Source organism: Streptomyces sp. SA15 (genome assembly GCF_002291145.1).
Lineage (GTDB): Bacteria > Actinomycetota > Actinomycetes > Streptomycetales > Streptomycetaceae > Streptomyces.
Genome location: NZ_NTGE01000092.1, coordinates 1 through 22,548 on the forward strand (window position 1 = coordinate 1; position 22,548 = coordinate 22,548).

Annotated in this window: 18 protein-coding genes; 9 read left to right on the forward strand and 9 right to left on the reverse strand. The window is 67.9% G+C overall.

Annotation, left to right across the window (positions count from 1 at the left end):
* Positions 1 to 385: 385 nt before the first annotated feature.
* From CLM62_RS16690 to thyX, 3 genes are all read right to left on the reverse strand, one after another.
* Positions 386 to 2,071 (reverse strand): ribonuclease J, encoded by a 1,686-nt coding sequence (locus CLM62_RS16690; RefSeq protein ID WP_095750665.1) that lies wholly within the window; start codon positions 2,069 to 2,071, stop codon positions 386 to 388.
* Positions 2,072 to 2,225: 154 nt separating this feature from the next.
* Positions 2,226 to 3,125, reverse strand: coding sequence for a 4-hydroxy-tetrahydrodipicolinate synthase (gene dapA / locus CLM62_RS16695; protein WP_095750666.1), 900 nt, complete (start codon positions 3,123 to 3,125; stop codon positions 2,226 to 2,228).
* A 210-nt stretch (positions 3,126 to 3,335) separates the two neighbouring features.
* The gene (gene thyX / locus CLM62_RS16700; protein WP_095750667.1) at positions 3,336 to 4,076 is read right to left on the reverse strand and encodes an FAD-dependent thymidylate synthase; all 741 of its coding nucleotides are present in this window, start codon (positions 4,074 to 4,076) and stop codon (positions 3,336 to 3,338) included.
* 198 nt (positions 4,077 to 4,274) lie between these two features.
* Here thyX and CLM62_RS16705 point away from each other — a divergent pair, with 198 nt between their 5' ends.
* Positions 4,275 to 4,514 (forward strand): hypothetical protein, encoded by a 240-nt coding sequence (locus tag CLM62_RS16705; protein ID WP_095750668.1) that lies wholly within the window; start codon positions 4,275 to 4,277, stop codon positions 4,512 to 4,514.
* 101 nt (positions 4,515 to 4,615) lie between these two features.
* The gene (locus tag CLM62_RS16710; protein WP_095750669.1) at positions 4,616 to 5,173 is read left to right on the forward strand and encodes a hypothetical protein; all 558 of its coding nucleotides are present in this window, start codon (positions 4,616 to 4,618) and stop codon (positions 5,171 to 5,173) included.
* A gap of 93 nt (positions 5,174 to 5,266) precedes the next feature.
* Here the strand turns inward: CLM62_RS16710 and CLM62_RS16715 are convergent, their stop codons facing one another.
* From CLM62_RS16715 to rpsO, 5 genes are all read right to left on the reverse strand, one after another.
* Positions 5,267 to 5,722, reverse strand: coding sequence for a hypothetical protein (locus tag CLM62_RS16715; protein ID WP_095750670.1), 456 nt, complete (start codon positions 5,720 to 5,722; stop codon positions 5,267 to 5,269).
* A 12-nt stretch (positions 5,723 to 5,734) separates the two neighbouring features.
* Positions 5,735 to 6,487 (reverse strand): 4-hydroxy-tetrahydrodipicolinate reductase, encoded by a 753-nt coding sequence (gene dapB / locus CLM62_RS16720; protein WP_095750671.1) that lies wholly within the window; start codon positions 6,485 to 6,487, stop codon positions 5,735 to 5,737.
* 53 nt (positions 6,488 to 6,540) lie between these two features.
* A complete protein-coding gene (locus tag CLM62_RS16725) occupies positions 6,541 to 7,920 on the reverse strand; it encodes a pitrilysin family protein (protein WP_095750672.1) in 1,380 nt (459 codons plus the stop codon).
* Positions 7,917 to 10,139: a polyribonucleotide nucleotidyltransferase gene (locus CLM62_RS16730; protein ID WP_095750673.1), complete on the reverse strand. Its 2,223-nt coding sequence runs from the start codon at positions 10,137 to 10,139 to the stop codon at positions 7,917 to 7,919. The genes CLM62_RS16725 and CLM62_RS16730 overlap by 4 nt, the downstream gene beginning before the upstream one ends.
* Positions 10,140 to 10,579: 440 nt before the next feature.
* On the reverse strand, positions 10,580 to 10,867 hold the full coding sequence (gene rpsO, locus CLM62_RS16735; RefSeq protein ID WP_030753863.1) for a 30S ribosomal protein S15: 288 nt from the start codon (positions 10,865 to 10,867) through the stop codon (positions 10,580 to 10,582).
* Between the two features lie 429 nt (positions 10,868 to 11,296).
* Between rpsO and CLM62_RS16740 the strand changes: the two genes are divergently transcribed.
* A complete protein-coding gene (locus CLM62_RS16740) occupies positions 11,297 to 11,596 on the forward strand; it encodes a DUF397 domain-containing protein (protein WP_095750674.1) in 300 nt (99 codons plus the stop codon).
* Positions 11,597 to 11,830: 234 nt separating this feature from the next.
* Here CLM62_RS16740 and eccD read toward each other — a convergent pair whose 3' ends face one another.
* Entirely contained in the window at positions 11,831 to 13,342 is a 1,512-nt protein-coding gene (gene eccD, locus CLM62_RS16745; RefSeq protein WP_179382122.1) for a type VII secretion integral membrane protein EccD, read from the reverse strand.
* A gap of 313 nt (positions 13,343 to 13,655) precedes the next feature.
* On the opposite strand from eccD, the gene eccCa reads away from it, so the two are divergent.
* From eccCa to CLM62_RS16775, 6 genes are all read left to right on the forward strand, one after another.
* Positions 13,656 to 17,630: a type VII secretion protein EccCa gene (eccCa, locus tag CLM62_RS16750; RefSeq protein ID WP_179382123.1), complete on the forward strand. Its 3,975-nt coding sequence runs from the start codon at positions 13,656 to 13,658 to the stop codon at positions 17,628 to 17,630.
* An 84-nt stretch (positions 17,631 to 17,714) separates the two neighbouring features.
* The gene (locus CLM62_RS16755) at positions 17,715 to 17,945 is read left to right on the forward strand and encodes a hypothetical protein (RefSeq protein ID WP_143659094.1); all 231 of its coding nucleotides are present in this window, start codon (positions 17,715 to 17,717) and stop codon (positions 17,943 to 17,945) included.
* A 171-nt stretch (positions 17,946 to 18,116) separates the two neighbouring features.
* Positions 18,117 to 18,632 (forward strand): hypothetical protein, encoded by a 516-nt coding sequence (locus tag CLM62_RS16760; RefSeq protein ID WP_095750678.1) that lies wholly within the window; start codon positions 18,117 to 18,119, stop codon positions 18,630 to 18,632.
* Positions 18,632 to 20,923 (forward strand): hypothetical protein, encoded by a 2,292-nt coding sequence (locus CLM62_RS16765; protein WP_095750679.1) that lies wholly within the window; start codon positions 18,632 to 18,634, stop codon positions 20,921 to 20,923. The genes CLM62_RS16760 and CLM62_RS16765 overlap by 1 nt, the downstream gene beginning before the upstream one ends.
* 88 nt (positions 20,924 to 21,011) lie before the next feature.
* Positions 21,012 to 21,554 carry a hypothetical protein gene (locus CLM62_RS16770; RefSeq protein ID WP_143659095.1) on the forward strand — a complete coding sequence of 181 codons (543 nt, stop codon included), beginning with the start codon at positions 21,012 to 21,014 and terminating at the stop codon, positions 21,552 to 21,554.
* 110 nt (positions 21,555 to 21,664) lie between these two features.
* Positions 21,665 to 22,204 carry a hypothetical protein gene (locus CLM62_RS16775; RefSeq protein ID WP_143659097.1) on the forward strand — a complete coding sequence of 180 codons (540 nt, stop codon included), beginning with the start codon at positions 21,665 to 21,667 and terminating at the stop codon, positions 22,202 to 22,204.
* Positions 22,205 to 22,548 lie beyond the last annotated feature (344 nt).

Consider the following 22,548-nt stretch of genomic DNA (forward strand, 5'->3'; position numbering starts at 1 on the left):
GGGTATCAACATATCTGGCGTTGACTTTTGGCACGCTGTTGAGTTCTCAAGGAACGGACGCTTCCTTTGTACTCACCCGAGAGACTCTCTCGCGGCTTTCCTCCGGGCGCTTCCCTTCGGTCTTGCGTTTCCGACTCTATCAGATCCTTTTCCGATCCGATTTCCTCGGTGCCTTCCAGGTTCCCGCTTCCGCGTTTCCCTTTCCGGCGACTCCGACTTTATCAGAGACTCTGAGTCGGAATTCCCGCCCCCTCGGGGACTGGTTCCGGCGCACGAGGTGGCCGGTTCCCGTTCAGGCGGAGCCGTAAACGTACTGGAGCGGGGCGCCTCGATGCAAATCGAGGCGCCCCGCTCCGGGTTCGCGCGTACGAGGGCCGACGGTCCGTCAGACCTCCACCACCACCGGCAGGATCATCGGCCTGCGGCGATAGGTGTCCGAGACCCACTTGCCGAGGGTCCGCCGCACCAGCTGCTGCATCTGGTGGGGCTCGACCACGCCGTCCTGAGCGGAGCGCTCCAGGACCTCCGTGATCCTCGGGATCACGTCTCCGAACGCCGAGTCCTCGATGCCCGAGCCGCGGGCCTGCACGTGTGGGCCGCCCGTGATCTTTCCGGTCGACGAGTCGATGACCATGAAGACCGAGATGATGCCCTCGTCGCCGAGGATCTTGCGGTCCTTCAGGGCCGGCTCGCCGACATCGCCGACCGACAGGCCGTCGACGTACACGTAACCCGCCTGGACCTTGCCCGAGATCTTGGCCTTGCCCTCGATCAGGTCGACGGCCACGCCGTCCTCGGCGATGACGATCCGGTCGTGCGGGACGCCGGTCAGGGCGCCCAGCTCGGCGTTGGCGCGCAGGTGGCGCCATTCGCCGTGGACCGGCATCAGGTTCCTGGGCCGGCAGATGTTGTAGAAGTACAGCAGTTCGCCGGCCGAGGCGTGGCCCGAGACGTGGACCTTCGCGTTGCCCTTGTGGACGACGTTCGCGCCCCAGCGGGTCAGGCCGTTGATGACGCGGTAGACCGCGTTCTCGTTGCCGGGGATCAGCGACGACGCGAGGATCACCGTGTCGCCCTGGACGATGCGGATCTGGTGGTCGCGGTTCGCCATGCGGGACAGGGCCGCCATCGGTTCGCCCTGGGAGCCCGTGCAGACCAGGACGACCTCGTGGTCGGGCAGGTCGTCGAGTGTCTTGACGTCGACGACCAGGCCCGGCGGCACCCTCAGGTAGCCCAGGTCCCGTGCGATGCCCATGTTGCGGACCATCGAGCGGCCGACGAAGGCGACCCTGCGGCCGTACTCGTGGGCCGCGTCCAGGATCTGCTGGATGCGGTGGACGTGGCTGGCGAAGCTGGCCACGATGATCCGCTTGCGGGCGCCCGCGAAGACCTGCCGCAGGACGTTCGAGATGTCCCGCTCGTGCGGGGTGAAGCCGGGAACCTCGGCGTTCGTGGAGTCGGAGAGAAGGAGGTCGATGCCCTCCTCGCTCAGACGTGCGAACGCGTGAAGATCCGTGAGGCGGTTGTCCAGCGGGAGCTGGTCCATCTTGAAGTCGCCGGTGTGGACCACCATGCCGGCGGGCGTGCGAATGGCCACCGCCAGGGCGTCGGGGATGGAGTGGTTGACCGCGACGAACTCGCAGTTGAAGGGGCCGATGCGCTCGCGGTGTCCCTCCGCCACCTCGAGGGTGTACGGGCGGATGCGGTGCTCCTGGAGCTTGGCCTCGATCAGGGCGAGGGTCAGCTTGGAGCCGATCAGCGGGATGTCCGGCTTCTCCCGGAGGAGGAACGGGACGCCGCCGATGTGGTCCTCGTGGCCATGTGTGAGGACGATGCCCTCGATGTCGTCGAGGCGGTCCCGGATGGACGAGAAGTCCGGCAGGATCAGGTCGATTCCGGGCTGCTCCTCCTCGGGGAAGAGCACTCCGCAGTCGACGATCAGCAGGCGGCCTCCGTACTCGAAGACCGTCATGTTTCGGCCGATCTCGCCGAGGCCGCCGAGTGGCGTGACCCGCAGGCCGCCTTCGGGGAGCGGCGGGGGCGGGCCGAGTTCAGGATGCGGATGACTCAAAAGACTCTCCTCAACCACACGCGCCACGTACCGGTGGGCACGTGGCGCGCATGACGTTCGTGCAGAAGCAGTTGTCGTTGGGGACGCAGGCACCGGTGGCCTGCTTATTCAGTTGTGAAGTCTGGTGGCGCGACGCGGCGCGCGAAGTCTGTTGCTAGAGCTGTACCCCGCCTGCGGCAAGATCGATCTTGAGCTGCTCGATCTCCTCGTGCGTGAGCTCGACCATGGGGGCGCGTAGCGGTCCGGCGGGCAGGCCCTGGAGGGCGAGCGCCGCCTTCGTGGTCATGACGCCCTGGGTGCGGAACATGCCGGTGTAGACCGGGAGCAGCTTCTGGTGGATCTCGGTGGCCTTCTGGACGTCGCCGGAGACGAACGCCTCGACCAGGGCGCGCAGGTCCGGGGTGACCACGTGTCCGACGACCGAGACGAAGCCGACCGCGCCGACCGAGAGCAGCGGCAGGTTCAGCATGTCGTCGCCGGAGTACCAGGCGAGGCCGGAGCGGGCGATGGCCCAGCTGGCGCGGCCGAGGTCGCCCTTGGCGTCCTTGTTGGCGACGATCCGCGGGTGCTCGGCGAGGCGGACGAGCGTCTCGGTGTTGATCGGGACGCCGCTGCGGCCGGGGATGTCGTAGAGCATGACCGGGAGCTCGGCGGCGTCGGCGATGGCCCTGAAGTGGCGGTACAGGCCCTCCTGCGGGGGCTTGTTGTAGTACGGCGTCACGACGAGGAGGCCGTGTGCGCCCACCTTCTCGGCGGCTCGGGCCAGCTCGATGCTGTGGTGGGTGTCGTTGGTGCCGACGCCGGCGACGACGTGGGCGCGGTCGCCGACGGCCTCCAGGACGGCCCGTACGAGATCCGATTTCTCCGCGTCACTGGTGGTGGGGGACTCGCCGGTGGTGCCGTTGATGATCAGGCCGTCGTTGCCTGCGTCCACCAGGTGGGCGGCGAGCCGCTGCGCGCCGTCGAGGTCGAGTGCGCCGTCCGCCGTGAAGGGCGTGACCATGGCGGTGAGGACCCGCCCGAAGGGGGTCTGCGGAGTGGAGGTCGGAGCCATGGGTAACACGCTACTCGTTGCTCAGGGCGGGGTCTGCCCTCGGGGTAGGCGACAAGTCGTGACAAAGATGGAGCCCGGCACTGCCTGCTCGGGGGTTCAAGCAGTGCCGGTCCCTTTGATCAGGCTAGATGAACTTCTCTAAATGCCGCAATACGGACACTTCACGAGGCTGATCCGTACATCTGTGCGCGAGGGGAGAACGGACGTGCGTTATGGCGCCACACGGCCGTTCGCATTGAAGGCGGCGTGGGTGAGCGGCATGAGCTCGGCCCACTCCGCCTCCATCTTCTCGCCGACCATCTCGATCTCCCGCTGCGGGAAGGACGGGACCTTCGCCAGCTCGTGCTGGGTGCGCAGGCCGAGGAAGTGCATCAGCGAGCGGGCGTTGCAGGTGGCGTACATCGAGGAGAACAGGCCGACCGGGAGGACCGCGCGGGCGACCTCGCGGGCGACGCCCTGCGCCAGCATCTGCTGGTAGGTCCGGTACGCCTGGCGGTACGACTCTTCCATGGCGTGTCCGACGAGCTCGTACTGCTCCGGGGTGCCCTCCACGAACACGTACTTGCCCGGTCGCCCCTGCTGGACCAGCTTCCGCGACGTGTCCGGCACGTAGAACACGGGCTGCAGCTCCCTGTACCGACCGGACTCCTCGTTGTACGACCAGCCCACGCGGTGCCGCATGAACTCGCGGAAGACGAAGATCGGGGCACTGATGAAGAACGTCATCGAGTTGTGCTCGAACGGGCTGCCGTGCCGGTCGCGCATGAGGAAGTTGATCAACCCCTTCGACCGCTCCGGGTCCTTCTTCAGCTCGTCCAGGGACTGCTCCCCGACGGTCGACACACGGGCCGCGAAGAGCACGTCGGAGTCCGCCGCGCTGTGTTTGACCAGTTCAACGGTGACATCGCTGCGGAGGTCGATCTTGAAATCGTCGTCGGGGTTGGGGGTCACGATGCGGAGGGTCCTTCCCGTCTTGTCTCTTGGTTGTCTCATGGCTTGTCTCTCGGCGACGCCACTCTACGGCCCACCAAACGGGACGTTCACTGTCGTGCCCGAGTGAAGTTGGTGAAAACGGGCACCTTTTGAGCCGCTCGCTCGTCTGTGTTGGTGACAGCGATTCGTTCGAGTCCCTGAGAGGAGAAGCACCCCATGTTGCGTCGGCGCGAGCCCGTACCGTTCGCCTTCCTCGCCGAAGCCGACAGGTTCCGCAGCAATGTCACTCCCCCACCCCGTGAGCGGGCGTCCATGAGTCAGATAGCCGGGCGCTGGCTCCTGGGGCTCACGATCGTCGCCGCGCTCGTGGGCTCTCTGGTTCTGGGGATGCCGGCGCTCTCACCCGACCAGTCGTCCGCGCAGACACAGCAGTCCCAGGCGTCCGAGGGGCGCTGAGCCGGGGCTGGCTCCATCCGGACCCCGGGAGTGGTGGGCGGGGACACGGGTCGATAACCTCACCGGGCACAGCCCACGCATGGATTGAGTGAGGACCAGCCGTGCCCCTGCCCTTCCTGACGGCCGACCGCGCCTTCGAGGCAGCCGACGACGTCGCGCTGCCCTTCGACGACCGCGACCGCTGGCGGCGCCCCTACCGGCCCGGCCCGTGGCGCGTGGGCGTGGCCGCGATCCTGCTGCTGCTCGCCTCGTACGTGCTGTTCGCGGCGGTCATCATCGCGCTGACGGGCTCGGTGTCCGAGGCCGGTGTGGTCTTCTGCATCGCGCTGGCCGTCATCGCGGGCGCCCTGCGGCTGCTGCGGATGGGCGTGTGGGTCAGCGCCCGCGGGCTGCGCCAGGTGGGGTTCCTGCTCACGCGTACGGTGCCCTGGGAGCGGGTCGTCACCGTGCGGACGGTACAGCGGCCGGTGCGCTGGCTCGGACTGCCGCGCACGGTTCAGGGGCAGGCACTGGTCGTCGTACGGCGGGATCGGGCCGCGGATGACATGCCGGCGCTGCTGACCACGCACAATGCGGACTTCCTGGCGCGTCCCGGCTCCTTCGACCGGGCCGCGGACTCTGTCGAGGCCTGGGCCGCGGAGTGCGGGCGGGGCGTCTGACACCCCGGTTGCGGTGATCTCCCCGCGACCACCGCAACCATCAGTTGAGGAACCACGACGGCGATCAACCAGGTCCGCGAGAGCGGCGCCGGTTCAGGCGCAAAAAGGGGCCTTGCCGTCGTGCAGGGCTATGGCCCGCTGCATCGCTTTGCGGGCGCGCGGGGTGTCGCGGGCGTCGTGGTAGGCGATGGCGAGGCGGAACCAGCTGCGCCAGTCGTCGGGCGCCGCCTCCGTCTCGGCCTTGCGCTTGGCGAAGACCTCGTCGGCCGATGCGCGGTCGATTCGGCCGCTGGGGGTGCGCTTCAGCTCGTCGACGGGCAGGCCGCCCTCGGAGTCGAGCTCGGCGGCGAGCTGGTTGGCCTTACGGACGAACTGAGTGTTCTTCCACAGGAACCACAGGCCGATCACCGGCAGGATCAGCACCGCGACCCCGAAGGTGACGGTGAGGAGCGTGCCGGACTGGATGAGCATGACGCCGCGGCTGCCGACCAGGGCGAAGTAGAAGACCAGGACGGCGGCCGTTATGGCGTAGGAGAGCTTCGCGCGCATGGCTGTCGGGGCTCAGTTCAGGTCGAGGAAGTGTTCCAGACCGAAGGTCAGGCCCGGGGTGGTCACCACGCGGCGGGCGCCGAGCAGGATGCCCGGCATGAAGCTGCTGTGGTGGAGGGAGTCGTGGCGGACGGTGAGGGTCTCACCCTCGCCACCGAGGAGGACCTCCTGGTGGGCGAGCAGGCCGCGCAGGCGGACGGCGTGGACGGGGATCCCGTCGACGCTGGCACCCCGCGCGCCGTCCAGGGCCGTCACCGTGGCGTCCGGCGCCGGGGCGGTGCCGGCCTGACGACGGGCCTCGGCGATGAGCTGGGCGGTGCGGGTGGCGGTTCCGGACGGGGCGTCCACCTTGTTCGGGTGGTGGAGCTCCACCACCTCCACCGACTCGAAGTAGGGCGCGGCGATCTGCGCGAACTTCATGGTCAGGACGGCCCCGATGGAGAAGTTGGGCGCGATGAGCACGCCCGTCTCCGGGGACTGGGCGAGCCAGCCCTTCAGCTGCGCGAGGCGCTCGTCGGTCCAGCCCGTCGTACCGACGACGGCGTGGATGCCGTGCCGTACGCAGAAGTCGAGGTTGTCCATCACCGAGGCCGGCGTGGTCAGTTCGACGGCGACCTGGGCGCCGGTCTCGGCCAGCGTCTCCAGCTTGTCGCCCCGGCCCAGAGCGGCGACCAGCTCCATGTCCTCGGCGGCCTCGACCGCCCGTACCGCCTCGGAGCCGATCCGGCCCTTGGCACCGAGGACCGCCACGCGCAGCTTGCTCATGTCCTTGCTTCCTTACCGATGACGTACCGATGACGGGTGTCAGGTGACGGGTGTCAGGCGACGGCGTCGTGCAGCCGGGAGGCCTGCTTGTCCTTCAGCGGGCCGATGACCGACAGCGAGGGTCGTCGGCCCAGGATCTCGCGGGCGACCAAGCGGACGTCGTCCGGGGTGACCGAGGCTATCCGGGCCAGCATGTCGTCGACCGACATCTGCTCGCCCCAGCACAGCTCGCTCTTGCCGATGCGGTTCATCAGCGCGCCCGTGTCCTCCAGGCCCAGGACCGTGGAGCCCTGGAGCTGGCCGATGGCGCGGCCGATCTCGTCGTCCGAGAGGCCGTGCTCGGCCACGTGGTCGAGTTCGTCGCGGCAGATCTTCAGTACGTCGTGCACCTGGCTCGGGCGGCAGCCCGCGTACACGCCGAACAGGCCGCAGTCGGCGAAGCCGGAGGTGTACGAGTACACGCTGTAGGCCAGGCCGCGCTTCTCCCTGACCTCCTGGAACAGGCGGGAGGACATCCCGCCGCCGAGGGCCGTGTTCAGGACCCCGAGGGCCCAGCGGCGCTCGTCCGTGCGGGACAGGCCGGGCATGCCGAGGACGACATGGGCCTGCTCGGTCTTGCGGCCGATCAGGTCGACGCGGCCTGCGGTGCGCAGGGCACGCCGGCCCTCGCGCGGGGCGACGGGCGTGGCGTCGAGGTCCTTGAAGGCGCCCGCGTTCTCGAAGGCGGCACGGACCTGTCGTACGACCTTGTTGTGGTCGATGTTGCCGGCGCACGCGACCACGAGGTGGGTCGGGTCGTAGTGCTTCTTGTAGAAGCGGCGGATGCGGTCGGCGGTGAGGGCGTTGACCGTGTCGACCGTGCCCAGGACGGGGCGGCCGAGGGGGTTGTCGCCGAACATGGTGTGCGCGAACAGGTCGTGCACGCAGTCGCCCGGGTCGTCCTCGGTCATCGCGATCTCTTCGAGGATCGCGCCGCGCTCGACGTTGACGTCGTCCTCGAGGATCAGCGAACCCGTCAGCATGTCGCAGACGACGTCGATGGCGAGGGGCAGGTCGGTGTCGAGCACGCGCGCGTAGTAGCACGTGTACTCCTTCGCCGTGAACGCGTTCATCTCGCCGCCGACCGCGTCGATGGCGGAGGAGATGTCGAGCGCGCTGCGTCGCGTGGTGCCCTTGAAGAGCAGGTGCTCCAGGTAGTGCGTGGCGCCGTTCAGGGACGGCGTCTCGTCGCGGGAGCCGACGTGGGCCCAGATACCGAAGGTGGCGGAGCGCACAGAGGGCAGGGTCTCGGTGACTACGCGGAGGCCGCCGGGAAGGGTGGTTTTGCGGACCGTACCGATGCCGCCCGCGCCTTTGATGAGGGTTTGGGTACGGGCGACGGCCCGCGCCTCCGAAGAGGTGCGGGCCGTCGCCGTGGAGCTACTGGACGTCACTGGTCGGCGTCGTCCTTCTTGTCGTCGGCGGAGTCTTCCTCGCCCTCGATCACGGGGATCAGGGAGAGCTTGCCGCGCGAGTCGATCTCGGCGATCTCGACCTGGACCTTGGCGCCCACGCCGAGCACGTCCTCGACGTTCTCCACGCGCTTGCCGCCGGCCAGCTTGCGGATCTGCGAGATGTGCAGCAGACCGTCCTTGCCGGGCAGGAGCGAGACGAACGCGCCGAAGGTCGTGGTCTTGACGACCGTGCCCAGGTAGCGCTCGCCGACCTCCGGCATGGTCGGGTTGGCGATCGAGTTGATCGTGGTGCGGGCGGCCTCGGCGGCCGGGCCGTCGGAGGCACCGATGTAGATGGTGCCGTCGTCCTCGATCGTGATCTCGGCGCCGGTGTCCTCCTGGATCTGGTTGATCATCTTGCCCTTGGGGCCGATGACCTCGCCGATCTTGTCCACGGGGATCTTGACGGTGATGATCCGCGGGGCGTTCGGGGACATCTCGTCCGGCGTGTCGATCGCTTCCATCATCACGTCGAGGATGTGGAGGCGGGCGTCACGGGCCTGCTTCAGGGCCGCGGCCAGGACGGAGGCCGGGATGCCGTCCAGCTTGGTGTCGAGCTGGAGGGCGGTCACGAACTCCTTGGTGCCGGCGACCTTGAAGTCCATGTCGCCGAAGGCGTCCTCCGCACCGAGGATGTCGGTGAGGGTGACGTAGTGCGTCTCGCCCTCGATCTCCTGGGAGATCAGGCCCATGGCGATACCCGCGACGGGGGCCTTCAGCGGCACACCGGCGTTCAGCAGCGACATGGTGGAGGCGCAGACCGAGCCCATCGACGTCGAGCCGTTGGAGCCGAGGGCCTCGGACACCTGACGGATCGCGTACGGGAACTCCTCGCGCGTGGGCAGCACCGGCACGAGCGCGCGCTCGGCGAGGGCGCCGTGGCCGATCTCGCGGCGCTTCGGGGAGCCGACGCGGCCGGTCTCACCGGTGGAGTACGGCGGGAAGTTGTAGTTGTGCATGTAGCGCTTCCGGGTCACCGGGGAGAGGGTGTCCAGCTGCTGCTCCATGCGGAGCATGTTGAGGGTGGTGACGCCCAGGATCTGGGTCTCGCCACGCTCGAACAGCGCGGAACCGTGCACCCGCGGAATGGCCTCGACCTCGGCGGCCAGCGTACGGATGTCCGTGACGCCGCGGCCGTCGATGCGCTTCTTCTCCTTGATGACGCGCTCACGGACCAGGGACTTGGTCAGCGAGCGGTACGCGGCGGAGATCTCCTTCTCGCGGCCCTCGAACTGCGGGAGCAGCTTCTCGGCGGCGAGCGCCTTGACGCGGTCGAGCTCGCTCTCGCGCTCCTGCTTGCCCCCGATGGTGAGGGCCTGCGAGAGCTCGTCCTTGACGGCGGAGGTCAGCGCCTCCAGGACGTCGTCCTGGTAGTCGAGGAAGATCGGGAACTCGGCGGTCGGCTTGGCGGCCTTCGCGGCGAGGTCGGCCTGGGCCTTGCAGAGCACCTTGATGAAGGGCTTCGCGGCGTCCAGACCGGCGGCGACGACCTCCTCGGTCGGCGCCTCGGCGCCGCCCTTGACCAGCTGGATGGTCTTCTCGGTGGCCTCGGCCTCGACCATCATGATCGCGACGTCGCCGTCCTCCAGGGTGCGACCGGCGACGACCATGTCGAAGACGGCGTCCTCGAGCTCGGTGTGCGTCGGGAACGCGACCCACTGGCCGTTGATCAGCGCGACGCGGACGCCGCCGATCGGGCCGGAGAAGGGCAGACCGGCCAGCTGCGTGGACGCGGAGGCGGCGTTGATCGCCACGACGTCGTACAGGTGGTCGGGGTTGAGCGCCATGATCGTGGCGACGACCTGGATCTCGTTGCGCAGGCCCTTCTTGAAGGACGGGCGCAGCGGGCGGTCGATGAGGCGACAGGTGAGGATGGCGTCCTCGGACGGCCGGCCCTCACGGCGGAAGAAGCTGCCGGGGATCTTGCCGGCCGCGTACATCCGCTCCTCGACGTCCACCGTCAGGGGGAAGAAGTCGAGCTGGTCCTTGGGGTTCTTGGATGCGGTGGTGGCCGACAGCACCATGGTGTCGTCGTCCAGGTACGCCACGGCGGAGCCGGCGGCCTGCCTGGCCAGGCGGCCCGTCTCGAAGCGGATGGTGCGGGTGCCGAAGGAGCCGTTGTCGATGACGGCCTCGGCGTAGTGGGTCTCGTTCTCCACTAGCGTTTTCTCCTCGTCTTCGTCCCTCCTCGCCCGTGTTGGCGGGGGGACGGTGGCGGAGAAGCGCTCCGTCTGGTGCGGGCCGGTCTTCGATCGAAGCACCCGGGGCTCACTTTCCCCCGGGGGCCACTACCGAGGACCGGCGGCGGCGAGGCGCGCTTCTCCTCGTTCGTCTTGTGATGTCGCCCTGCCCCTGTGGGCTCGCGCCATCACGCTGCGTCGTACGTATTGCGTTGTGCTACCACACTACAAAGCGTCAGTGACACTCCGCACGTTTCGCTTGTGCGGCAGCTGTGCGGCAGCGCTTGAGTGCGGCAGGACTCTGCGTGGGCAGAGCCCGTATGTCCTGCGTGCGAGCCTGTATGTACAGCAATGCGAGCCTGTGTGTACAGCAAAAGGAGCGGTCCCCATACCCCGGGAACCGCTCCCCTCAAGGCGTCCTACTTGGCGCCCGCCGCACCGCGGCGGATGCCGAGACGGTCGACCAGCGCACGGAAGCGCTGGATGTCCTTCTTGGCGAGGTACTGCAGCAGGCGGCGGCGCTGACCGACCAGAATCAGCAGACCACGGCGGGAGTGGTGGTCGTGCTTGTGGGTCTTGAGGTGCTCGGTCAGGTCGGAGATCCGACGCGACAGCAGAGCGACCTGGACCTCGGGGGAGCCGGTGTCACCCTCCTTGGTGCCGAACTCGGTCATGATCTGCTTCTTCGTAGCGGCGTCGAGCGACACGCGTACTCCTCATAGTCTGTGAAATGCCACCGAGTGCCCCCGGTCTGCATCGCGGGGGAGCTTCCGTTACTCGGGAGGCGGGGATCCGCTGGGCGCGGCCTCCAGGGCCTGAGGCTCCGGGGGCGCGTACACAAACGGCCATCGCACAGCTTACCAGCCTGGAACGATGCCTCTGTCCGGGGGCGGGAGCGGGCTGCCGGGGACGGTCGCAGGCGGCGTCTGCACCGTACCGGCGCTGACGTGACGGGACCGTACCGGCGCTGACGTGGCGGGCCTCCGTACACAGCGGCACGGCCGCCCTTGTCGGACGGGAGTTCGACGCGGCCGCCGGTGTCACGGGCACGCATCCGCGAACCCCTGACCAGGAGGAACGACGGCAAGTAGGGTGGCCGCACAGCTCGTTGGCACAGCAGAAAGGACCGAGCCGCGATGGCCGAGGCCGAGGACAAGGAACAGCTCAAGGCGCGCAAGGAGCGGGAGAGGGACGAGCTGTACGCCCTCGACATCTCCGGCGTCGAGTGGCACAGCGCGCCCGGGACCGAGGAACACGAGGAGCGCGTCGAGATCGCCTACCTTCCCGGCGGGGCCGTGGCCATGCGGTCGTCGCTCGATCCGGACACCGTCCTGCGGTACACGGAGGCGGAGTGGCGGGCGTTCGTGCTGGGCGCGCGGGACGGGGAGTTCGATCTGGAGCCAGCGCCGCACAGCGGAGGGCTTGCCGCGGAGTGACGGACGGGGGCGGGTGACCGACAGGGGCGGGACCGGTGGGCGCCGGTTCCGCGTCCGTCGCCCCGCCTTGTCGTCTCTTGTCAGATCCGGTCTTGTCAGATCCGGAGGCCTCGGTACAGCACAGCCGCGTGCCCTGGTCCACGTCACGACGACCGTGGCGCGGACCAGGGCACGCTTGGCGATCCCTTCGCTGCCGGTGGCATTCATCGACCGCCGGGGCAGCTCACGGCAGGGTCAGCTCGTCATCGACCGTGCCGTCGCGTACACGTCGAAGACGGCCAGTGCCAGCGGCACCAGGGTCAACAGCACGAAGCCCTCGGCGATCTCCAGGAAGCGTCCCCAGAACGGGGTGAGGCCGCCGCGGGAGACGATCAGGCCGATCGCCGTGACGAGCGCGGCCACCGCCGCGATCGCCGCGACGAGCCAGATCGTCCGGATGTCGAGGTCGGTGCGGTCGCCCGTGAGGGCGTCGCGGACGATCGAGTGCGGCGGGTTGAGCGCCAGCCCGAGGCCGAGCAGCACGAGGCAGGCGAGACCGCCGGCCAGGACAGGGGCGACCTGGGCGGTGTAGCGGAAGAGGTGGGCGCGCATCAGCAGGGCCACGCCGGTCGCGAGGGCGAGGAGTTGGCCCCAGACGTTCGAGGAAAAGCCGAGGACGGCCGAAGAACCGACCGCGATCAGCGCGCAGCCGCCCACCAGACCGACCAGGAGTTCGTGTCCGCGCCGCGCCTTCGCGGTGACCCGCTCGGCGTCGACCGGCTCCTGGGGGGTGGGGTCGGTGTCGTACGCGCTGCGCGGGGCGGTGTTCGGGGTGTCGAAGCCGATCGGGAGCCGGGCGAAGCGCATCGACAGGCCCGGCAGGAAGGCCAGGCCTCCGACGGCGATCGGGGCGCACAGGGCACCGATCTCGGAGGGCGTCCAGTCGGCGAGGGTCGCCGCGAACAAGGCGAGCAGCCCGATGGCGGAGGCGAAGACGAAGGCGACGAACGGGCCGTCCCCGCTCGGCGAGCACAGGGTGAGCAGGACCGAGGCCAGCAGCACGGCCGCACAGGCGAGGAGGAACTGCAGCTTGCCGATGCCCTGTCCGTCGGCGAGCGGCAGGAGACCCGAGCCGGCCACGCCGACGTTGGGGAGGGCGCCGAGTCCCAGGGCGATGGCCGAGGCCCGGTCGTCGTAGACCCGGGCGCGTACGCACGCGAGGACGACCAGGAGGACACCGGCGACCCCGGCGAGGATGCCGGGCAGGCTGTGCATGTCGTGGAGCGGGTCGCCCATCCAGGCCACGAAGGCGAGCAGGACCGGCAGTACGCCTCCTCCGACGAGGCCCGCGGCGCGCGTCAGGTCGCCGCTCCACAAAGTGCGTTCGCTGGTCACGGCGGAGGCGACCGCTTCGGAGACGTCGTCGAAGACGGCGGGGGGCAGCGACTCGGAGAAGGGGCGCAGCGTGAGGAGCTCGCCGTCGAGGATGCGCTGGGCGGCGAAGGAACGGGAGCTGTCGAGAACGGTGCCGTCCCGGCGTACCAAGTGGTAGCCGACGGGTGCGCTCTCGGCGGGGCTCTGCTGGGAGAGCCTGAGAATCTCCGGATAGATGTCGGCGACGGGGATGTCGTCGGGCAGCGCCACGTCGATCCGGCTGTCGGGCGCGACGATGGTGACCCGGCAGAAACCGAGACCCGTACCCGCCCCGGCAGGAGTTCCCGTACCGGGTCCTCCCCCGGTGGCTGCCGCGGAGGCCGTCATGCTCACCTGCTGCTCCCCCTCAGTGATGATTCTGTGCCTACGGTATGGAAATCCAGCGTGACTTTTCCCGCCCCCTGCGACCGATGAGGCGGCGAGGTGGCGAGAACGGTGCCGTCGTGCCGTCGCAGGGGTTCCGCATCTCGCCAGATCGCACGGAATGCCCCAATACTCCAGCTCAACTCGCGTGTGCTGACGCGAACATCCGGCACCCTACCGCCCCCTTGTGTCAGCTGAAGTCAGTAGGATCGCGCGGCGGCCTGCGTCCGCCTGACACGGGGCGGCGGACGGACTCTCGGGCCGGCCGAGGGAATGGATGACAGTGAGCCACATCGTCGTGAAGCGCCCGCCTCGGGTGCTGCCGTCCGAAGTGTCCACGCAGGAGATCGTCCTGCAGCCTCCGCCCGAACTGCCGCGGGGCAACCAGGACAGCGTGCTGATGCAACTTCTGCCGACGCTCGGCATGGGTGGCTCGGTGGTCTTCTTCTTCACGAGCGGGCAGCCGTTCATGAGGATCATGGGCATGATCATGATCGCTTCGACGATCGCCATGTCCATCGCGATGGTGGTCCGCTTCCGCCGTGGTAACCAGGGCCAGTTGGCGGACATCCGCCGCGACTACCTGAGTTACCTGGCGCAGACCCGGCGCAGGGCCGTCGACACGGCGAAGGCGCAGCGCGACGCGCAGTACTTCCTCCACCCCTCCCCCGAGCAGTTGTGGGCCCTGGTCGCCGAGGGCAGCCGGGTGTGGGAACGCCGCCCCGGCGACGAGGACTTCGCCCAGGTCCGTATCGGCCTCGGCTCGCAGTCCCTGGCCAGCGCCCTGGTCGCCCCCGAGACCGCCCCGGTCGAGCAGTTGGAGCCGCTGACCGCGGGTGCGATGCAGCGCTTCCTCGCCGTCCACAGCACCTTGGACGACCTGCCGATGGCGGTCTCGCTGCGCGCCTTCTACCACGTCACGATCAGCGGCGAGCCACAGTCCGTACGGTCCTCCGCGCGGGCCATGGCCGGCTCGCTGGCCGCGCTGCACTCCCCCGAGGACCTGCTCATCGTGGTCGCGGCGGGCCGCGAGGCCCTGCCCCACTGGGAGTGGGCCAAGTGGCTGCCGCACGTCCAGGCGCCCGGTGCCGTGGACGGCGCGGGCAGCCGCAGGCTGATCGACAGCGACACCCGCGAGCTGGAGAACCTGCTCGCCACCCGGCTGACCGGCCGTCCGCGCTTCCACCCGAACGCGGCGCCCCTGCCGGAGGAGCCCCACATCGTCGTCGTGCTCGACGGCCTCTCCCTGCCGCCGGACTCGGTCCTGGCCAACCCCGAAGGGCTCCAGGGCGTCACCGTCCTCGAGGTCGTTCCGGGCGAGCTGACCACGGGAGGCGGCGAGCTCTCGATCGTCGTACAGCCGGAGGTACTGCACCTGGAGTCGGGGCACGGTGTGGTCTACGAGGGCACCCCCGACGCCCTCTCGTACGAGTCCGCCGAGGCCCTCGCCCGGCAACTGGCCCCGCTGCGGATGGCCTCCGGCGGGGACGACGACGAACCGCTGCTCGCCAACCTGGAGTTCACCGACCTGCTGAACCTCGGTGACGCGGCGTCCGTCGACACCCAGCGCACCTGGCGGCCGCGTTCGCTGGCCGAGCGGCTGCGCGTGCCGATCGGCGTCGGCGAGGACGGACGTCCCGTGATGCTGGACCTCAAGGAGGCCGCGCAGGAGGGCATGGGCCCGCACGGCCTGTGCGTGGGCGCCACCGGCTCCGGCAAGTCGGAGCTGCTGCGCACGCTCGTACTGGGCCTGGCGGTGACGCACTCCTCGGAGACGCTGAACTTCGTCCTCGCCGACTTCAAGGGCGGCGCGACCTTCGCGGGCATGGCACAGATGCCGCACGTGGCGGCCGTCATCACCAACCTCGCGGACGACCTCACCCTGGTCGACCGTATGGGCGACTCCATCCGCGGCGAGCTCAACCGCCGCCAGGAGATGCTGCGCGACGCGGGCAACTACGCCAACATCCACGACTACGAGAAGGCGCGCGCGGCGGGCGCGGCCCTGCAGCCGATCCCCTCCCTGGTGCTGGTGATCGACGAGTTCAGTGAGTTGTTGACGGCGAAGCCGGACTTCATCGAGATGTTCGTGCAGATCGGCCGCATCGGCCGTTCGCTGGGTGTGCACCTGCTGCTGGCCTCGCAGCGCCTGGAGGAGGGCCGTCTGCGCGGCCTGGAGACCTACCTGTCGTACCGGGTCGGTCTGCGGACGTTCTCCGCCGCGGAGTCCCGGGCGGCGATCGGCGTACCGGACGCCTATGAACTGCCGAACGTCCCGGGCTCCGGCATCCTGAAGCACGGCACGGGCGAGATGGTGCGCTTCAAGGCGGCGTACGTCTCCGGCGTGTACCGCTCGGGCACGCAGCGGGCGGCGCTGGGCGGCGGCCCGCTGCCGATGGACCGGCAGCCGGTGCTGTTCACGGCGGCCGAGGTACCGGTGCAGTACGTACCGGTGCCGCAGCAGCGCCCTTCGGCTTCGGACGGTCCGGAGGTCGACGACGCGCTCGCGGACACCGTGCTGGACGTGATCGTGCGCCGGCTGGAGGCGCAGGGCCCGGCGGCCCACCAGGTGTGGCTGCCGCCGCTGGACAGCCCGCCGTCGCTGGACGGGCTGCTGCCCGGGCTCACGGCGGTGCAGGGCCGCGGACTCACCCAGCCCGGCTACGACGGCGCCGGCCGCCTGGTCGTGCCTGCGGGCCTGGTGGACAAGCCGTACGAGCAGCGCCGCGACCCTCTCTGGCTCGACTTCTCCGGCGCGGCCGGCCACATGCAGATCCTCGGCGGTCCGCAGTCCGGCAAGTCCACGCTGGTGCGCACCCTGATCTCGGCGTTCGCGCTCACGCACACGCCGCACGAAGTGCAGTTCTACGGCCTCGACTTCGGCGGTGGCGGCATGGCGGCGGTGGCCGGACTGCCGCACGTCGGCGGAGTCGCCTCGCGCCTGGATCCGGAGCGGGTGCGGCGCACAGTGGCCGAGGTGTACGGCGTGCTGACCCGCCGCGAGGAGTACTTCCGCTCGTCCGGCATCTCGTCGATCGCGGACTTCCGGGCCAGGCGGGCCCGAGGCGACATCTCGGTCACGGACCAACCGTGGGGCGATGTCTTCCTGGTCATCGACGGCTGGGGCAACTTCCGCGCCGACTATGAGGCGATGGACCAGGTCATCCTCGACATCGCGGCGCGTGGTCTCGGTTACGGCATCCACCTGATCCTCACGGCCTCACGCTCGATGGAGGTCAGGGCCAACCTCAAGGACCACCTGATGAACCGCCTGGAGCTGCGGCTCGGCGACACGATGGACTCCGAGCTGGACCGGAAGGTGGCGGCAAACGTCCCGGCGGGCGTGCCGGGCCGCGGACAGGCCCCCCAGAAGCTCCACTTCATGGCGGCGGTGCCGCGCATCGACGGTCTGACCTCCGACACGGATCTGGCGGACGCCACGGCGGCGCTGGCGACCGAGGTATCCCGGCACTGGCAAGCGCCCGGCGCCCCCGAAGTCCGCTTGCTGCCCCGCGAGTTCCCGGCCGAGCAGCTCCCTCCGGGCCATCGCTTCCCGCGCCGCGGTGTCGCCTTCGCCCTCGACGAGGACAACCTCGAGCCGGTCTTCGTCGACTTCGAACAGGACCCGTTCTTCCTCGTCTTCGGCGAGAGCGAGTCGGGCAAGTCGAACCTGCTGCGGCTGCTGATCAAGCAGGTGACGGAGCGGTACTCGGGCGACGAGGCCAAGCTGTTCGTCATCGACAACCGCCGCTCGCTGCTGGATGTCACCCCGTCCTCCCACCTCGCCGAGTACATCCCGATGTCCAACGCCATGGACCATCACATGGCCGCCCTGGCCGACCTGATGAAGCGCCGCACACCGACGGCCGACGTGACGGCACAGCAGCTGCGGGATCGGAGTTGGTGGCGCGGACCTACGGTGTTCGTCGTCATCGACGACTACGACCTCGTGGCCACGTCGAGCGGGAATCCGCTGGCGGGATTGACGGAGCTGTTGCCGTTCGCCCGGGACGTGGGGGTGCGGTTCGTCATCGCGCGGTCTACGGCGGGTGCTGGGCGGGCGTCGTACGAGGCGTTCATGCAGCGGGTGAAGGAGCTGGGGGCGCAGGGGGTTGTGCTGGCCGGTGATCCGGGTGAGGGGGACCTGCTGGGTGGGGTTCGGCCTCGGCCTATGCCTGCGGGGCGGGGGGTCTTTGTTTCTCGGCGGCGGGGGAAGCCGTTGGTGCAGGTGGGGTTGGTGGCGGAGAGGGTTTACTGAGGTGCGGCGGGGGCTTGTTGAGTTTTCGTACTTGGCGTACTTCGCGTCGGGAGGGACGTTCTGATGGTCGGGGTAGGAATCTTCATGCTTCTGCTCGCCCTCTGGCTCGGCGGAATGGGCCTGGTCGACCAGAAAGCACTCTGGTGGCGCTTCCAGGCACGCCGTTTCAGCGACCCGGAGGCGAACGAGCCGTCGGAAGCGGGGTACAGGGCCCGGCGAATTCTGCTGCTCTCACTCGCGGCGGCAACGGTCGTGATGGCCGTGTGGTGGTTCACCAGCATTGACTACATCGAGTCTGGTGGGCTTGATGACTGAGACCAGTGGACCACTCACAAGGGCTTGTAAAGGGTACGAGTAGCAGCTCGAACGGGAGAGTACGTCTGAGTACGTCTGGCTACGCTGACCAGCGCGCGATCGTCCGGGAACAGGCGGAGCGCAATCGTCCGGAAGTCGGCCGGGCGAAGACATGGGGGAAGGGGCACACCGATGGCGTGGGATGAGTGGGAGCAGCTGAAGTCGCAGGCAGCTCAGAACGGGTCGACCCAGATGCAGCTGAACCAGCTGGACCCCGGCAGCGGCGGACGGCCTGCGCCGGATCCCAGCACGTACGGCAACCTGAAGGTCAGCCAGAAGGACCTGGCGAAGATCGGCCAGAGCGCCTTCGATCTGTACGACGACCTGTGGAACAAGGGGCGCAGAGCGGTGCCCAGTAGCGAGAGCGCCGCCGGGACCCTGACGAAGGGCGGCTTCGCCCTCGGCAGCGCCCTGCAGCACGTCGCGCTCCGCTGGGACGAGCAACTGTCCTCCCTCCGGGACGCGTGCGCACACATCTCGAATCACATGAGAGTCACCAAGAACCTGCACGCCGATGACGACGACTACATCCGTCGGCAGATGAGCAGCATCGACCTGCTGGACGCGGGCTTCGACGAGCGTGTCGGTCCTCCTGGCAAGCAGAACTCGATCTACGGCGAGCCGGATGACAAGAAGGGCAAGAACTGATGGATTTCGACGCCCTTCGGAACGCCGACTTCAGCCAGCTCGACGATGCCGTCGACGACTGGTCGACGATGGTCAAGGACCTGGAGACGCTGAAGGAGGAAGCCGAAAAGGGCCTCCGAGGCACCGCCAACAAGGCCGAGTGGGCGGGTGTAAACGCCACCGTCTCCAAGGAGTTCATCGGCAAGACGACCGAGGAATTCAAGGACGCGCATGGCCAGGCAGACTCCATTTACAAGATCCTCATGGACACCCGGAATGAGCTGAAGCTCTACAAGGGGCAGCTTGTCGACGCCATTGAGCGCGGCCGCCAGAAGAACCTGACGGTCATCGGTTACGAGGGCGGCTTCACCGTCACCACGAATGTCCCGCCAGAAGGCCGTGCCAAGCAGGACGAGGACAACAAGGGCGAGATCATCGCACTTCGGGACGAGATCCAGAAGATCCTCGACAAGGCCACCGAGAGCGACAAGTCAGCTAGCACGGTCCTCACGGCCATTGCCGACCAGAGCAAGCTGGGCTTCTCCGACGCCAACTATGGCAGTCGGGACGAGGCAGCCGAGGCGATCAAGACAGCTGACGAGCTGGCCAGGCTGGCGAAGAAGAAGCCCGAGGACCTGACGGTCGAGGAGTTCGACCGTCTCAACAAGGGGCTGAAGGACTACGCGGACGACGAACTGTTCTCGGAACGCTTCGCCACGAGCCTCGGACCGGAAGGAACTCTCAGCTTCTGGACCGGCATCAACGACCCGCACAGCGCCTGGGAACTGGGACAGAAGCGGGTCGACCAGTACGACGACCTACAGAAGAACCTCAGCCTCACCCTCGCCACAGCGTCGCAGAGCGACAACGCCGGTATGACGGAGTGGAAGTCCAGGATGACCGACCTGGCCGACAAACCCGTGGGCCGCAACGGCGGTTTCCCCCTCGGGGCGCAGGTCATGACCAACCTGATGCGGTTCGGCGACTACGACGACCGATTCCTCGTCAACTACGGCGACAAGCTGATCGAGACGGAGAAGAAGTTCACGGACAACGGACGCCACGGCGCATGGACCCGTACGGGTGGCGACCCACTCCTTAACCGCACGGGTACCGACTCGGGTTGGGACCCGATGACGGGCTATCTCAAGGGGCTGTCCAATAGCCCGGATGCGGCAACGGAGTTCTTCAACGGCACCTTCGTCACGAAGGACGAGGATCACGACTTCAAGCAGGATCTCGATGAGGACGGCAAGGAAGCGAAGCGGGAGCTGAGCAACTTCGACTACCTCTTCGAGGAGCGGGACTGGCCGCAGGACGTGGACGACAAGGGCGAGGACAGCATCGCCGGGCGGAACAATCTGGCGCTGGCGTTGGAGGCGGCTACTACGGGGCATCCGGCGGGGGAGACGCCCACAGTGGATACGCCTCCGCACAATCCGGAGCAGGCCAGGCTTATGGAGAACCTGGTGGGATCGATCTCAGAGAACCCCGGGCGGCTGACCGATAACGGGTACATGTCTGACAGCATGGGCCAGATCGCTTCTGAGTACCTGGCTGACATCAACCGTGCTACGGCCGACGCTCCCGAAGGCAATGACAGCGTGGCCCGTCTCTTCCCGATTTCTGGGACACCCGCTGAAATGCAGCACGTTGACGTCACCCGCTTCCTTGTCGCCGTCGGGCAGGATCCGGAAGGCTACGCCGCTGTCGAAGTCAGTCAGAAGACCTACATGGCCAGGCTCATGGACCACCACCTCAACCCAGACCTCCCAGCAGACCAACGCTACGACCAGAGCGCCGAGGCCACGGTGAAGGAGATCGCGCGCAGGTCGGGCGAGATCGGTGGCACGCTCGCGCTCGGACGAAATGAAGCTGTTCTAGGGCCTGCAAAGGAAGCCGATGGCGACTTCGAAAACGCCGTCAACCAGAAGAAGAACTTGATCTCGGGCACTGTTGGCACGCTCGTCGGCGTGGGCACATCCTTCATCGCCAGCCCCGCAGTCGGCGCCGGCGTCGGCGGGGCTGCGGGCACTGCCACCAGCATGGTGTTGGAGCAGTTCTACAGGGATTCCGAACCCGAGTTCACCAAGGAACTGGGTAGGGACATCGGCGAGCGCTGGGAGAACTCCAAGGATGCCAACACGGCGATGGCTCACAACGCAGCTGTCGCGGCGGCCAACGCCCACCACACGCCGTACGCCGACAGCGTGGACGAGTGGACGCGCATCGGCACCGCAGACGGCTTCAACGACGCATCCACTGCAGGCCACCAGATGGCCAGGGACCTTGAGACGGAGATTCCTGACTGACCGGTGCCTTGGAGCCTGGCACGCCGGCTGGGTTGATTCCTGCATCGCACTGACTAAGCGTCTCTCAACGTCCAAGTAAAGGGACCCCGTGAAAAAGATTCGCAACGCCGCGCGGCTGAGAGCTCGCGCCGTTCTCACCCTTGTCACCGCAATGACCGCGTTGCTGCCCATCGCCGGGTGCTCGTCTTCTGACAAGCAATACACGGTCCCCGAGTCGCTCTGCGGGATAAAAGTCCCTCAGAATGCGCTGACGTCAGTTCTTCCGAACGGCGAAGAGCTCACGGAACATCCGGAATCCTCCGGAAGCACCAAGCGCTGCCGCATTCATGTTGACGGCGAGTCAGTCCTTTCCGCCAGCACAGAGCGCTGGGAAGACGAGACGACGGCAAGCGATGTCGCCCAGTCTGCGCTCGGAGTTGACCCGCAGGATCAGCAAAGCGACGGCGGCCGATACATCTACTCGTCGACTGGAGCCGTCGGCAAGGTCGACTGCGCCAAGGCGGAAGAGGCTCACGAGCCGCTGTGGGCTTCTGTCAGGGTCACACATGACGATACGAAGGATACGGACATGCTCAAGCTCATCAGGGCTTACGCAGAGGCTGTTAGCTCTTCAGAGGAATGCACCCAGTGACGGCGCCTTCCTGCCGCGCACGCCGACACGGGTACCTTGCCACTCTCGCTATGCCCTTGACGGTTCTAGTCGGCTGCGGTGGAGACGCTAACGAGGAATTACCCCTCAGCGTGCAGGAAACAACGTCGGTGCTGCCGGACGGCAAAGCCATTCCAGGATGGGATGTTGCGGCCGAGCCTTCGGCCTACGCGCAAAAGAAGGCTCTTGAATTCGGTCTGACCTCTTGCTATACGAAGGAATCCTGCGACAACGTCCACATCGCGGGCCGGTCTATGTTCATGAAGGCACAGAAGCCCGGGATCACATTTTCGATCATGACCTATCAAGACGCAGAGACTGCGCAGTCGGCCTACGACCCGGTATGGGAGGCTTGGAATGACCGCGTCCCTGACGCTAAGAGAGTAGACCTCGGGAAGATCGGGGAACGCAACGACGCAGTGACCGGGATGGATATCTCGGGCGTCCCTGGGTCGAAGTCTGTGCTCTCACAAGTGCGAGTGGGCAGCGTCATTCTGCTGACGCATGGTGCGGCAGTACCGAAGGTCGAGTTGTCGGATTCCCTGATAGGCAAGTGCGCCACCGCCTTCGCCGAACGTGCTCGGCAGGCGCAAGACGGCGAGACGCCGTCGGCCGGCCTTGAGAACGTCTGACGGGATACGTTCCGACGACTGCTGACGGGAGCCCGCGAACAGTCGTCACCGAGCCGTACACGACGAAGTGTCCGCACCCATGGTGGGTGCACCCCTGACCGGTGCCTTGAAGCCACGGCCCCGACCCACGTCTCGACGTAGGTGGCCTCGAGACAAACCGGTGTCCGCAGCGCTGCAGGTTGTGCTTGGACCAGACCGCAGCCGCGAGAACGGGCGCGGGTCGGTGCTTCGCTCGCACCCATTTGCTGAGCGGGACGCCCTCGCCGTCCCGTCCACCGCTGGACAACCCGCCGTCGCTGGACTGGCCCCGGGCACAAGGCGGGTATAGGGCCGCGGGCTCACGC